Origin of the sequence: Fontisphaera persica (assembly GCF_024832785.1) — a bacterium.
Classification (GTDB): Bacteria; Verrucomicrobiota; Verrucomicrobiia; order Limisphaerales; family Fontisphaeraceae; genus Fontisphaera; species Fontisphaera persica.
The window spans coordinates 2,465,359-2,478,665 of the sequence record NZ_CP116615.1; the positions used below are offsets into that span (position 1 = coordinate 2,465,359).

General features: G+C 63.0%; 12 protein-coding genes and 1 riboswitch. Of the genes, 6 read left to right on the forward strand and 6 right to left on the reverse strand.

Features of this window, described 5'->3' with window-relative positions; all coding sequences use genetic code 11:
• Window positions 1–102: 102 nt before the first annotated feature.
• The 5 genes from NXS98_RS09025 (at window position 103) to NXS98_RS09045 (ending at window position 5,041) form a co-directional block, all read left to right on the forward strand.
• Window positions 103–897, forward strand: a complete 795-nt coding sequence (locus tag NXS98_RS09025; protein ID WP_283844631.1) for a 3-ketoacyl-ACP reductase — start codon at window positions 103–105, stop codon at window positions 895–897.
• A gap of 30 nt (window positions 898–927) precedes the next feature.
• Window positions 928–2,349, forward strand: a complete 1,422-nt coding sequence (locus tag NXS98_RS09030) for a glycoside hydrolase family 88 protein (protein ID WP_425499953.1) — start codon at window positions 928–930, stop codon at window positions 2,347–2,349.
• A complete protein-coding gene (locus tag NXS98_RS09035) occupies window positions 2,346–3,512 on the forward strand; it encodes an alpha/beta hydrolase-fold protein (protein ID WP_283844633.1) in 1,167 nt (388 codons plus the stop codon). The genes NXS98_RS09030 and NXS98_RS09035 overlap by 4 nt, the downstream gene beginning before the upstream one ends.
• Window positions 3,487–4,644 carry a phosphatidate phosphatase App1 family protein gene (locus NXS98_RS09040; protein WP_283844634.1) on the forward strand — a complete coding sequence of 386 codons (1,158 nt, stop codon included), beginning with the start codon at window positions 3,487–3,489 and terminating at the stop codon, window positions 4,642–4,644. Before NXS98_RS09035 ends, NXS98_RS09040 begins: the two co-directional genes overlap by 26 nt.
• Window positions 4,645–4,714: 70 nt before the next feature.
• A complete protein-coding gene (locus tag NXS98_RS09045) occupies window positions 4,715–5,041 on the forward strand; it encodes a YnfA family protein (protein ID WP_283848150.1) in 327 nt (108 codons plus the stop codon).
• Window positions 5,042–5,047: 6 nt separating this feature from the next.
• Here the strand turns inward: NXS98_RS09045 and NXS98_RS09050 are convergent, their stop codons facing one another.
• The 5 genes from NXS98_RS09050 to NXS98_RS09070 form a co-directional block, all read right to left on the reverse strand.
• Window positions 5,048–6,733 (reverse strand): dynamin family protein, encoded by a 1,686-nt coding sequence (locus tag NXS98_RS09050; protein WP_283844635.1) that lies wholly within the window; start codon window positions 6,731–6,733, stop codon window positions 5,048–5,050.
• Window positions 6,730–7,155 (reverse strand): universal stress protein, encoded by a 426-nt coding sequence (locus NXS98_RS09055; RefSeq protein WP_283844636.1) that lies wholly within the window; start codon window positions 7,153–7,155, stop codon window positions 6,730–6,732. Before NXS98_RS09055 ends, NXS98_RS09050 begins: the two co-directional genes overlap by 4 nt.
• 6 nt (window positions 7,156–7,161) lie before the next feature.
• Window positions 7,162–8,379 carry a cation:proton antiporter gene (locus tag NXS98_RS09060; protein ID WP_283844637.1) on the reverse strand — a complete coding sequence of 406 codons (1,218 nt, stop codon included), beginning with the start codon at window positions 8,377–8,379 and terminating at the stop codon, window positions 7,162–7,164.
• Window positions 8,380–8,560: 181 nt separating this feature from the next.
• Window positions 8,561–8,646: riboswitch (Fluoride riboswitch) on the reverse strand.
• Between the two features lie 126 nt (window positions 8,647–8,772).
• Window positions 8,773–10,356: a hypothetical protein gene (locus NXS98_RS09065; RefSeq protein ID WP_283844638.1), complete on the reverse strand. Its 1,584-nt coding sequence runs from the start codon at window positions 10,354–10,356 to the stop codon at window positions 8,773–8,775.
• A gap of 149 nt (window positions 10,357–10,505) precedes the next feature.
• The gene (locus tag NXS98_RS09070) at window positions 10,506–10,766 is read right to left on the reverse strand and encodes a hypothetical protein (protein WP_283844639.1); all 261 of its coding nucleotides are present in this window, start codon (window positions 10,764–10,766) and stop codon (window positions 10,506–10,508) included.
• Window positions 10,767–10,908: 142 nt separating this feature from the next.
• Between NXS98_RS09070 and NXS98_RS09075 the strand changes: the two genes are divergently transcribed.
• A complete protein-coding gene (locus tag NXS98_RS09075) occupies window positions 10,909–12,261 on the forward strand; it encodes a cyclic nucleotide-binding domain-containing protein (RefSeq protein WP_283844640.1) in 1,353 nt (450 codons plus the stop codon).
• An 18-nt stretch (window positions 12,262–12,279) separates the two neighbouring features.
• Here the strand turns inward: NXS98_RS09075 and NXS98_RS09080 are convergent, their stop codons facing one another.
• Window positions 12,280–13,305, reverse strand: a complete 1,026-nt coding sequence (locus NXS98_RS09080; protein ID WP_283844641.1) for a M23 family metallopeptidase — start codon at window positions 13,303–13,305, stop codon at window positions 12,280–12,282.
• Window positions 13,306–13,307: the final 2 nt, after the last annotated feature.

A 13,307-nucleotide genomic window follows, 5' to 3' on the forward strand; every position in this document is an offset into this window, starting at 1 on the left:
GATTTTCAGGCATTTGTCCATGCACAGGCTTGCGGGTGCTGCCGCTGCTCATGACCCGCTTTGTCCTTTGCAATCCCGCCGCCGCCTCCTTAACATGCGCCCATGCAATCCGTGGCTCTCATCACCGGCGCCTCGCGGGGCATTGGGCGGGGCATTGCCCTCGAACTGGCCAAACTGGGATGGAACGTGGTAATCAATTACGCCGGCAACCGCCCCGCCGCAGAAACCACGGCGTCCGACTGCCTGGCCGCTGCCCGTGCCGCCCAGCACGCCATTCGCGCCGAGCCATTTCAAGCTGACATTGCCGAAGCCCCCCAGCGGACGCGGCTGCTGGATTTTACCCGCGAGGTTTTCGGGCGGCTGGACTTGCTGGTCAACAATGCCGGAGTCGCCCCCCAGGTCCGTGCCGACCTGCTGGAGGCCAGCGAGGAAAGTTTTGACCGTCTCATGCGCATCAACGTCAAAGGCCCCTACTTCCTCACCCAGAAGGCCGCCCGCTGGATGATTGCGCAGGCCGCGCAAACTCCGCCCGGCCAGCCCCGGCCCAAAATCGTCACCATCACCTCCATCAGTGCCTACACCGCCAGCGTGAATCGCGGCGATTACTGCATGGCCAAGGCCGCCCTCGCCATGCTCACCCCGCTTTTTGCCGCGCGCCTGGCCGAATACGGCATCCAGGTGTTTGAAATCCGCCCCGGCATCATTGCCACCGACATGACCGGGCCGGTGAAGGACAAATACGACCAGCTCATTGCCGGGGGCCTGACCCCCATCACCCGCTGGGGGCAGCCTGAAGACATCGGCAAAGCCGTGGCTGCCATCGCCCAAGGCCTTTTCCCCTTCAGCACCGGCGAAGTCATCAACGTGGACGGCGGTTTTCACTTGCGGCGGCTCTAGGTTGCGCCACACTGCTTGCGCCCTATGGCTCTGCGCATCCAAACCCAACTGACCGCCCAACACTTGATGGGCCCAGTCCGCCGGTTGTTCGAGCTGTCTGCCGAAAAGATCCTGGCCCTCGAAAAAGAATGGAACCCCGCCCGCGGCGCGCCAGTCTTCACCGTGCAGGGACGCTACACCACCCGCGGCTGGACCGAATGGACGCAAGGCTTCCAATACGGCTCGGCCCTGCTGCAATTCGACGCCACCGGCGAGGAAAAATTTCTCCATCTGGCCCAGCAGCAAATCGTGGCCGTCATGGCCCCGCATGTCTCCCACATCGGCGTGCATGACCACGGCTTTAACAACATCTCCACCTACGGCAATCTCCGCCGCCTCATGGCCGAAGGCCGCATTCCCCACAACGCCTGGCAGGCCGATTTTGCCGAGCTGGCCCTGAAAACCTCCGGCGCCGTCCAGGCCGCCCGCTGGACCGTCACCGCCGACGGCGGCGGATTCATTCATTCCTTCAACGGCCCGCATTCGCTGTTTGTGGACACGCTGCGCTCGCTGCGCTCCCTGGCCGTGGCCCACCAATTGGGTCATCTGCTCATGGGCGAACAGGACGCCCGCATTTCCCTGCTCGAGCGGCTCATCCGCCACGCCGAAACCACCGCCCGCTATTCCGTCTATCACGGCCGGGGCCGCGACGCCTATGACGTGCGCGGGCGCGTGGCGCATGAGTGCATTTTCAACCCGCGCAATGGCGTCTTTCGCTGCCCCAACTCCCAGCAAGGTTACTCCCCCTTCAGCACCTGGACCCGCGGCTTGGCCTGGGCGCTCCTGGGCTTCGCCGAGGAACTGGAATTCCTGGACACGCTCCCGGACCCCGCCCTCAAACCTTGGGGAGGCCGCGATAAAATTGCCGCACTCTGGCTCGAATCGGCCGTGGATACCGCGGATTTCTACCTCGAAAACACCTGCACCGACGGCATCCCCATGTGGGATACGGGCGCGCCCCACTTGCATCGCCTGGGCGACTGGCTCAGCCGCCCCTCCGACCCTTTCAACCCTTGGGAACCTGTGGACAGCAGCGCTGCCGCCATTGCCGCGCAAGGCCTGTTGCGCCTTGGCAATTACCTCTGCCATCATGGCCAGCCCAAACAAGGCGACCGCTATCGCCAGGCGGGGCTGACCGTGGCCCAAACCCTCTTCCAAGAGCCGTACCTTTCCACCCAGCCCCAACATCAAGGCCTGATTTTACATTCAGTCTATCACCGCCCCAACGGCTGGGACTTTATTGCTCCCGGCCAGAAAATCCCCAACGGCGAAAGTTCCATGTGGGGGGATTATCACGCCCGGGAGCTGGCCCTGCTCATCTGGCGCGAAGCCCGCGGCGGCCCCTACCTCACCTTCTTTGCCGGCCTGGGCGAACCACTTTCCCCCAAACCTAGAAAACGACGCCTCTCATGAAATCATCAAGGATGCTCTCCCTTCTTCACGCCCTGGCCGGCGGTGGGTTGCTGGCCTTGCTCAGCTTGTCCCTTCCGGCTGCCGAGCCGCCGCCCGGCCAGCCCGCGCCCAGCAATGTCCCGGGCCGGGATTATCCCCGCATCCTGCCCGATTTGCGCGTCACCTTCCGCCTCAAAGCCCCCCAGGCCCGCGAAGTCCTGGTGGCCCCCAAAGGCAAGGACAACGGCCTCGGCCCGGCGCCTTACCCCATGAAGATGGATTCCAACGGCGTCTGGGAAGTCACCACACCCCCCGTGCGCCCCGGCTTCCATTATTACGAACTAGTGGTGGACGGCCTGCGTATCAACGACCCCAACAGCGAAACCTTCTTCGGTTGGGGCCAGCCCACCAGCGGACTGGAAGTGCCTGACCCGCAATGGGACTTTTATCAGGCCAAAGACGTCCCCCACGGCGAACTGCGCGCCTTCTTTTATCACAGTAAAATCACCGGCGCCTTGCGCCGCGCCTTTGTTTATACACCCCCCGCCTATGAGCGCATGACCGGCCGCCGCTTCCCAGTGCTTTACCTCCAGCACGGCGCAGGGGAAAGTGAACGGGCCTGGAGCGTGCAAGGGCGCGTCAATTTCATCATGGATAACCTCATCGCCGCCCAAAAAGCCAAGCCCATGATTATCGTCATGGACAACGGATACGCCCAACCTCTCGGCGCCACCAATGCCCCCGGCGCTCGCGGCACCGAAGCCTTTGGCGCGGTCTTGCTGCGCGAGTTAATCCCGCTGATTGATGTGAATTACCGCACCCTCGCCGACCGCCGTCATCGGGCCCTGGCTGGTCTGTCCATGGGCGCTGGCCAGGCGTTGCAAATCGGACTGGCCAATCTGGACACTTTTGCCTGGATTGGCGCCTTCAGCGGGGGCTTTCGGGACTTCAAACCGGCGGAATCCTACGGCGGCATCTTCACCAATGCCCCCCGCCTCAACAACCATCTGCGCCTCCTCTGGTTGAGCATGGGACAGGCGGATGCCGGCTATGAAAACATGAAAACCGCCCATCTCGTCTTGGAACGCAGCAACGTCCGCCATGTCTGGTTTGAAACCAGCGATGCCCACGAATGGCAGGCCTGGCGCAAGCATTTTTATGAATTTGCCCAACGCCTTTTTTAAGCGCGGCATGGGCTTCCTCTGGCACTGCCTCCTGCTGCTCGGCCTCGGCTTGAACACCGGCCTGGCGCCCGCTGGCGAGCCAGCCGCGGTGCCCTCCTACATCAAAGACGATGAGGTAATCCGGCTGCATCCCACCGCCGCGCATCCCACCACCAACGCCGCCGGGGTCCTCTACTGGGAAGCCCCCGTGACCGTTCACGTCTATGAGCCGGAAAAGCGGGATTTGATGGTGGGCTTGTTTTTGCGCACCCTGGGCATCACCGACGAAGCTTATCCCCCAGAACAACGGCGCCTGGCCGCGGAGCGCGCCCGTGGCTTCCTGGTGGACCATCAACGCGGCAAAATCGTCCGGGTCCATTTCGCCGGCCAGCACCTGGACCTTGGCCCCACCGCCGCCGATGGGCTGGCCACCGCCTGGCTGCGCTGGCCGGCAATGGCCGCTCCCGACGCCGTCCCAACGCCGCCCACCGTCCCCCTCACGGTGAACACCCAATTCACCAACGGCCGCAGTTTCACCGGCACGGTCCACCTCATCAGCGCAGAAGGCTGGACCCTCATCAGCGATATTGACGACACCATCCGGGATTCGCAGGTCCTCGACCGGCAGGCCTTGATGCAAAATACCTTTTGCAAGCCCTTCCGTCCGGTGGAAGGCATGGCCCCCCTCTATCAACGCTGGCAAACCCGCCTCCATTGCGCCGTCTTCTATGTCAGCGGCAGCTCCTGGGCGTTGTACGACCCCCTGCACGATTTCGTGCGCACCCACCAATTCCCCACCGGTATCTTCGTGCTCCGCCGCGTGTATGCCGGGGATGCTTCCGTCTTGCAATTGCTGCGCACCCCCCAGAATTACAAGCTCGAGGCCATCGGCAACATTCTGCAACGCTGGCCGCATCGCCACTACCTCCTGGTGGGCGACACCGGCGAACGCGACCCTGAAGTCTATGGCGCCCTCGCCCGCCAATATCCAGAGCAGGTCCGCGGGATTTTCCTGCGGGATGTTACCGGCCAGCCCCGCGACGATGAACGCTACCGCAAGGCGTTCGACCAGGTGCCGGCCAATCGCTGGCGGTTGTTCAAGGACCCGGCCGAATTGTCCGACATCGAAACACTCCTGCGGCAAGCCCCATGAAGCGCTCCTTCCCGCCCACCGCCCTTTTTCCTTCCTCGCCATCAGCGCCATTCCCTTGATGACCATGCCCATGCTCAAAGCGTTGATTTTGTTTACGGTCACCGCCGCCGCGGAAATCTTTGGTTGCTACGCAGTGTACCTATGGCTGCGCCTGCAACGACCCGCCTGGTGGCTCCTACCCGGCGCTGCCGCGCTGGCCCTCTTTGCCTGGCTGTTGACCCTCCACCCGCAAAGCGGAGCAGGCCGCATTTATGCCGCCTACGGCGGCGTTTATATTGCCGCCTCCCTGGCATGGTTATGGGCCATCGAGGGCCTCCGCCCCGACCGCTGGGACATCCTGGGCGCCTTGATTTGCCTGGCCGGCGCCGCCATCATCCTGTTTGGCCCACGCGGCTGAATCCGCTCAGCCGCGCCCGCCTTGCTCCAATTGAGCAATCTGCTCCCGCAAGCGTGGCAAGGCGGGAGCCGTCTGGGCGGCCATTTGCGTTAAGGACTCCAACTCATGCCACGCCGCGGCCTCGGCCTGCTGGCAACTGGCTTCAATGGCCTTCCCCACCCGCTCGCTCCAGTCTGCGGCCAGCCGCGACATATTTTTTTCCACCTCATAACGGGCCTTGCGCAACAAAACGCGCTCCAACGGCCGGCGCGCCACAAACCCGGGCAGCAGGTGACACACCGCGCTGAACGCCGGATCAAACGGGTAATTCACATCCACCGGCGGCGCTTCCGGTTCTTCCACCTCCGGCTGAAAGTCCCACGCCGGCAGGCTCAACCCCAGCGCGCTTTTCACATGGTCGGCCAGCCGATCATGAAACGCCCGCACCGTCCGTGCCAGATGCGTTTGCACCTCCTGCAGCGGCGCGCAAAACAGCCCGCGTTGCTGCTGCGACACAGCGGACAATTCACGCGCCAAAAATTCCTGCACCCCCTGCCGCCAGCAGGTCAACATCGCCGGCAACCGCTCCCGTTGCCCGTCAAAACGCTCCGCCAGCTCCCGCGTCAATTGCTCCTGCAACCGCCGTTGCGTGGGACGCAACCGGGCCAGCGACTCCTCCAGGGCCCGGGCCGCCCATTGTCGAGCCAGGACCATGAGTTCCTCCCGGAACAACCCAAACCCCTCGCGTTCCTCGCTCAGGCGTTCCCGCAAAAGCTGCCGTGCCGTCTCAGCCTGGCTGGCCGAGGCCAGCGCCACCCGCAAATAACTCAACGTTTGCTGGCGCAGTGACTCCAGCTTGTGCCGTGCAATCTCCCCGCGCGCCCCTTCACCGTTTTCCGCCAGCGGTTGCAAAAAATCCCGCACCAACTGGGCCCGCCATTCGGCTCCGCCCGGCCTGACCGAATAGAAAAAGACTGGCAGCCCCGTCATGGCCTGCTCGCGCAACCGCTGCTGAACATAGTGCAAAACCTCCGCCTGCTGCTGTTCCGTCAACAAATCCGCCTTGGTGAGCACCAGGGCCATCTGAGGCGTGTGCTTGCGCAATTCCACCAGCAGCGCCACATCGCGCTCCGCCAGCGGCGCATCAGCGCTGATGACCACCAGACTGGCGCCCACCCGCGGCAGCCAGTCCCACGTCACCGCCGTGTTGTGGGCCAGCGCACTGTCCAGCCCCGGCGTATCCACCAGCCGCAAGGGCGCATACGGCCGCATCTCCGGCAGCACTACCTCCACGGCCGCCACCTGCTTCTGATTGCCCGGATTGTGCTGCTCCTCCACATAATCCCGGATTTCCGCCAGCGCAAGGCTCCGTCTCCCCCCATCCAGGAAATGCACCGTGGCCTGCTCACGTTCCCCGTAAACCAGCCGGGTGATGACGGTCGTGAGCGGCACCACGCCCACGGGCAGAACCGACCGCCCCACCAGGTGATTCAACAGGGAACTTTTGCCCGCCTTGAACCGCCCCAGCACCGCCACCTCCACCCCTGCCTGGGCCGCCAACATGGCACGGCAGGCCGCCAGCGCGGGACGCAACGCGCCGAGCTGCCAGGCGTCGGCCAGGTATTCCAGGGCCGCCAGCAACTCTTCCTCCGTGCCGGCCCGCGGAACGCCGCGGCCGCTCCGGGCGGCGGAGGTGGCCAGGGATGCACTCATGATTTGACAATCAGCACACTGCAATGGGCGTGGTCACTAATCCGGTCCGCCGTATCCCCCAGCAGCCGCCCCCATAATTCGGAATGATCACTATGCCCCACCACAATCAGGTCATAGCCCCCTTCCGCCGCAAACTTGACAATCGTTTTCGCCGGATGCCCCCGGCGCGTCACCATTTCAATGGACACCCCCTGCTCCGCCGCCACCGCCGCCACCTCCTTGCGCAGACCCTCAAAATAATCATCCGCCGCTTCCGCCTCGCTCTCCGGCTCGCCCGGCAAGTCCGTGTAGCGCGGCAGCGGCTCTTGCACCCACAGGGCGGTGAGCTGCGCCTGGTATTCCCGCGCCATCACCGCCGCCCGCCGCAGGGCCATCTGGCCGCCTTTGGAACCGTCGTAACCCACCAGGATTTTTTTGAACATAATCCCTCACTTTCCACCGGCGGCGCCGCCGGCCCTCCCGCCCGCATGCACCCGCCGCTGATACAATCGCCCCCACGCCACCATCGTGCGCAGCGAGGGTTGAAACCATTTTTGCGCCATCAGCGTGGGCACAAACGCGCTCAGGATGACCACCGTCACCAGCACGGAATACTGCTCTTGATTGATGATGTTGTTCTGCAAACCAAACAACGCCGAAATCGTGCCAAACGTCAGCCCCGTGGACATCAGCAACGCCGTGTAGCTGGCCTCCCGCGACCGCATGAAAAAGTACCGCGACAACGGCCACACCCCGACGGTCTTGGTGGCCATCTTCAACAGCAACAACACGGCAATTATCCCCGCCCCCGCTTTCAAGGCCGGCAGCGAAACAAACAAACCCGCCTTGATGAAGTAAAATGGCGTGAAGATGGCAAACGCAATGCTCCGCATCCGGTGTACCAGCGTTTTATCCCGCAAAAACACGCCCGCCACCACCAGCCCCAGCAAATAAGCCGGCAGCACCGCCTCGCTTTTGGCCGATGAAGCCAGCCCCCCCAGGAAAAACAAAACTAAAAACAAAAACTTCACCTCCGGCTCGCTCACCCGCGTGGCCCCCAGCCGCGCAATGAGATATTGCGTCCACCTCGGCATGAACCACAACATCACCGCCGTCACCGCCACAAAAACCACCAGCCAGACATTGAAGTCGGCAAACAGCACCCCCAGCGCCAGCACCGTCCCAAAGTCTGTAATGAAACAGGCGGCCAGCAGCATCTTGCCCATGGCTGAGCCGCTTAATCCCCCTTCAATCATCACCGCATAAACCACCGCCACCGAGGTGGTGGACAACGCAATGCCGGCAATTTGCGCCTGCCGCAGCGGCCAATCCAAAACATATTGGCAGAACAGCCACACCCCCAAAAACGGCAATAGAAAGGACAACACCCCGATGCTCAGGCTGGCCCGCAAATTGGCCCGCAAGGAACCCGGGTCAATCTCCGCCCCCGCCAGAAACGTCAACACCCCGCTCCCCAGCATGGCCAGAAAATTTGTCCACTCCGTCGTGTGCAGCAGCGGCGCATGGCCCGGTGGATGCAAATTCCCCACCACCACACCCAGCAATATCTCAATCAAGGCCACTGATATCCCCAGCCGGATGGAAATGAGGCTGGCCAGCAACGCCAGTCCCATCCAGAAAGTCGCGATGAACCAAATGTTATCCATGAGTGCAAATAAATGGACGGCCAGGCTGGCAGGCCATGCGCCTGCGCGCCTCGCACGCTCCGTTGGAAGCCAGTGGCCGGTGAAAATCTGGTGGGAAGCAATCGGCGCCCTGCCACGTTGGCAGGTGCACTTCCGCTGAACTGCCCCTTCGCCTCATAACTTGCCCACCGTCACCTCAAACAAAACGGTAGGAGTTATCAGCGCTGAAAACCTGTCAGCACAGTTCTCTGGGCAGCCCAGACGGCAAACCCCATTGCCACGGTTACCATAACCCAAATCCGCCTTTATGCAATCCCCCACTCAGCCAGTCCCGCCTTAAGTGCCAATGGCAGAAGCGGCTCCGCCCCCGCCCCGCTTCTGCCTGTGCCGCGCCTCAACGCGGCATTGCCCCGCTCATTTCCACAACTGCAGCCAGCCCCGCTCGCCCACCGGATGCCGCACGCCATTCAGCTCCACCCCCGCGAAATCTTCATTGAAATTGCAAATCACCCAACTGCCGTCCCGGTACAAGTGCAGCGATATTTTGTTGGGCGCGCTGAAACGGGTCTTGAACGGACGCAGCAGTGGCACCCGCAATTTGTCCAGCTCCTCGCGGCTCAATTCCAGCAGCCGCTTGGGATCGCCTTTCACCTCCAACACCTGCACCTCCCCCCGGCTCCAGTCCACCTGGCCCTCCAGCCGGGCCTTGAGTCCGTCCGTAATCAACACCGGCTTGCCCGCCGCCAAAAACGCCCGCAACTTCGGCACCAGTTGTTCATCCTTCAAGCAATGCACCGGAAAAAACGCCGCCGCCGCGTTGGTGGGAAACTCATGGCAGGGCAGCAGCGGCAGCCCCAGCATCCCCACAAAATCATACACATAACGCTCCTTGCCCGGATCGCTCCCCGGCGGTTTGTAGGCCGCGATGCCAATCGGTTGGCGTTTGGCCACTTCCGCGGCCGTCGCCAACAGGCGCGGTATTTGCGCGCGCAACGCCTCAATATTCTTGGGGCCGGTGCTGCCCTGCAAACCGCCATAGCAAAACAACAGGCTCTCCCGCGCCCCGCCCAGCACCGTCAGCCGGGCCTGCTCCAGGTAGGTTTTCTCGGTGGTCCCCAGCCAGTCGTACCAACCCCCGCCGCACTTGGCGCCGCCCAGCCCCCCCAGCCAGCGCATGATGAAATAGGCCTCGTATTGCACCGTGCCGCCCCACCGTTTATCCTGATAATCCCGCGTCTCCGTCCCCACCCAGATGCGGTCAAAAGCCGCTGTCTGCCGCACCACATCGTAACCCCGGACATGGAAGAAATCATACCATTGCGGATACTTCAGGATAAACGTGGCGCGGGGATTGACCTGACGGCCGGCCTCCAGCACGTACAGGCGCGAAAGTTGCAACATCAGCTCGCTGCGATAATCAGCCCAGCTTTCCCCGGCCACCGGAAATTTCTGGTCGCCAATCGTCACCACTCGCGCCCGCCGCGCCGCATCGCACTCCGCACAGGTGCACTCGGTGAACCAGAAATCATCAATCATTGTCTCGTCAAACAGCGCGGCGGCGTACGCATAAATCTCCCGCGCCCGCTGCTGTGTGGCCGCATCCGTATAGCAGGATATGTTGTTGCCCCATCCCGGAATCAGCTTGCCAATCTTGGTGGGCGTCACACAGCCCGACACCAGAAAACCCGCCTGCCGGAAGGTGTCACGGGCCTTGATTAACGCCTCTTTCTCGGCCGTGTACCCATCCCGATAGGATTCGATATATACCTTGGTGACCGCCGTTTGCTTGCACCACTCAATGGCCTGCTGCAGCCCCTCCTCCGTGCTTAAATAACGGCGCACGTCCTGCGCCGTGAACAAGGTGGAAAAACGGTGAACCCCCGCATATTTTTGCGCCAGCCCCCATAAATCATTGCTCTGCGCAGCCGCAGAAAACACAACGCCCAACAGCCCGGCCATCCACGCCAGCCGCACGGCCCATGCATGAGGTGATTTCATGCCGCCTTTATACGCCTCACGCCCTCGGACGCAAGGCCGGAGGCGGCGCTCCCAGCCCCCGGTTACCGTGCCCGCTCCCGGCGCGTTGCCCGCCCGCGGCACCCGCGCGGCCTGGCCTTCATCCCCCGCGTCCTCATCGCCTGCCGCGGTTATTTCTTGCGTTCCAGCTTGTGCCGGTACACGCGCTTGAAACTGGTGCAATCACTCAGGCTCTTTTTGCCCTCGTCATTAATCCACACCTCATCGTACACCGCCTCTTTGGGCTCCGTTTTCAAGGTTTTCTCGGCAAGAATGTCGCCCTTGGAATTGCATTCCACCTCCACATACACCCCGGGTTTAAGCGGCGTAAAACGGTTGGTCAAAATGACCAGCACCCGGCGCACAGCCGGAGTTTCAGTCTTCTTTTTCATGTCCATCAATGCCCATTTACCCAAAAGCCGCCTTATGCCTACCCCACGCCGCGCACAGGTCAAGTCTGGAAAAAAGGATTGCGCCCCAAATCCCTCCGCCGATAAGCTGCCTCCGCGGTCACATCCGCATGAACACCAGGCCATGGCCGCCACCAACACAGGCAACTCCAGCCCCCCTCCCGCCACACCCGCACCCCTGCCCCCCGCCTTGCTGGAACAATACTTGGACGCCCTCCTGGCCGGCCATCCCCCGCCACCCACCCATAAAACCAGCGTGGACTTTGGCCTGCTTCATGCCATTGCCTCGCCGGACACCTTCCTGCATGACAAGGCCCGCCGCGTCCTCGAAGTCATGAACGTCATGGACCGCTGGCGCCTCGCCCGGCTCGTGGATGACGTGGCCGCCCCCGCCCGCGCCATGGTCAAGGAACGTTTCGCCCCCTTCCAGGTGGGCATGTTGCCGGAAGACTTTGCCGGCACGCCCGCCCGCGATTACGCCTCCGGCGCCCGCTTGTTTGCCGCCGGCGACGAGGCCCAGGAAGCTTTCCTGGTGGAAAGCGGTCGCATTCTCATCTCCAAAAACGGCCGCCCCGTGGCGCAATTGGGCCGCAACGAATTCTTTGGCAACCTGCCCTTCCTCCTGCCCGTCCAACGCACCGCCGATGCCTTCGCGCTGGAACCCACCCGCGTCCGCGTCCTGGCCAAGGAGGCCTACCTGGCCAAGTTCAAAAGCTATTCCCCCCGCCGCCAGGCCGATGAATTCCAATTGGCCCATGTCATGCTCCGCCAGCTCATCCTCGGACTGGCCCGCTACGACTCCACCGTCAAGGTGCTGGTGGATTACCTGTTTCCCGACATGACCCGCAGCGAGCAGGCCGAAGCCCTGCAACGGTGGATTGAACATTTCACCCAGGGCGCCGGTCTGACCGAAGCCCGCCTCTACGGGCTGTTCAACTTGCTGGAGCTGCTCGACCGTGAACTGCTGCTCCTGGCCCACCTGGACCACGCCGGCGCCGAGGCCATTGCCAAAGTCCGCCAGCAACAGGGCATCCTGCGTGGTGTGGCCGCCTGCGGCCTTCGCCAGGCCCCCACCGGTTTGGAAGTTTTCACCCGCCCCCCACAATTCTGCCGCCTGGCCGAACAAAACGCCGCCTGGCTGACCAGCGCGCCTGCCTCGCTGGATGTCGTTTGCCTGCCCGAATTCCTGTGGCCCAGGGAAGGCAGCCGCCGCGCCTTGCTGACGGAAGCCGATGCCCGGACCCTGGCACAGCGCTTGCAGCCGCAAAGCTGGCTCTATGTCGCCGCCCCACCCGGCAGCCCCCTTCTGCCCGTCCTGCGGCAGGCCGGCCTGTTTGCCGGCATGATTGTACCCGGACTCTACGCTCTGTCGCCTGCCGGCCCGCCCAAAGATTTGCCGCCCCCCGAGGCTTCACCCGTCGAAAAGAAGTCAGGCGCGAGCTGGCGCGAAAAGCTTCAAAGCTGGTGGCGCAAATAAACGGAAAGCCCGGCCGCCTCAGCGCCCGGGATACAAGAGTAATTGCAGGTATTTCTGCCCGGCCGCTGATATGGCAAATTGCCCCCCCTTTTCCTCCACCAGCTTGCGGCAGGGCTGTCGGCGGAATTCCGCCGCATTCACCGACAACAACGCCATGGCACCCCAATGCCGGGTTTCCGAGGTCGCGCGCGGCGTCAACTGAAAGGGCAGGCCGTTGTACGTAAAGGCAATCTCATACCCCGCCACCCCTTCTTTCTCCGCCACCGGATTGCGCCGCATCAGCACCGCATAACGCCGCGCATAGGGGAAATCCGCCTGCCGCACCCAGATGCGGCACAACTCCGTCTGGCCTTGCACAAACTTCAACAGGCTGAAATCCGGCCGCCGCTGCCGCACCAGGATTTGGGTGGGGTCCAGCCCCGCCAGATTTTGGCCATTCCAAACCCCGTGGTCATTACGCTCCCCCGGATGATGCTTCTGAAACCACGCGCTGAACTGGTCATTTAACAACAACGCCAGCTCAAAATGCAGATGAGCCCGCTCCCGGCTGATGCCCTCGCGCGTATTGGCCGTGCGGCCCATCACCCCAATCACCTGACCCCCGCGCACCGGCCGCCCCGGCGCCAGTCCCGGCGCCACCTGGCTCAAGTGCGCGTAAAGACTGTACAACTCCACCCCCTCCACCACATGGCGCAAAATGAGGTATTTGCCGTAATTCGACAAATGCCCCTGCATATTCACATACGCCACCGTGCCATCCGCCGTGGCGTAAATCGAATCCGCCGCCTCCCCCTGCCGGTCACGCCGCACCGGCCGGATGTCAATCCCTTCATGAAACTGCCGCCCCTCCGACCGCACACAACCAAACGTGCCGCTCTCCCACGTGCGCCCCGTCGTCGGCACGTAGTAACGCTCCATGCCGCCCACCTGATAAATCGCGCGGTTGGGCGTGGGCAAATGAAAAACCTCCGCCCCCCAGGCCCCGCCTCCTGCCATCCACATCCCGGCAATCACCGCCGCCCTGCACCATCCGGCAAACTTCATGG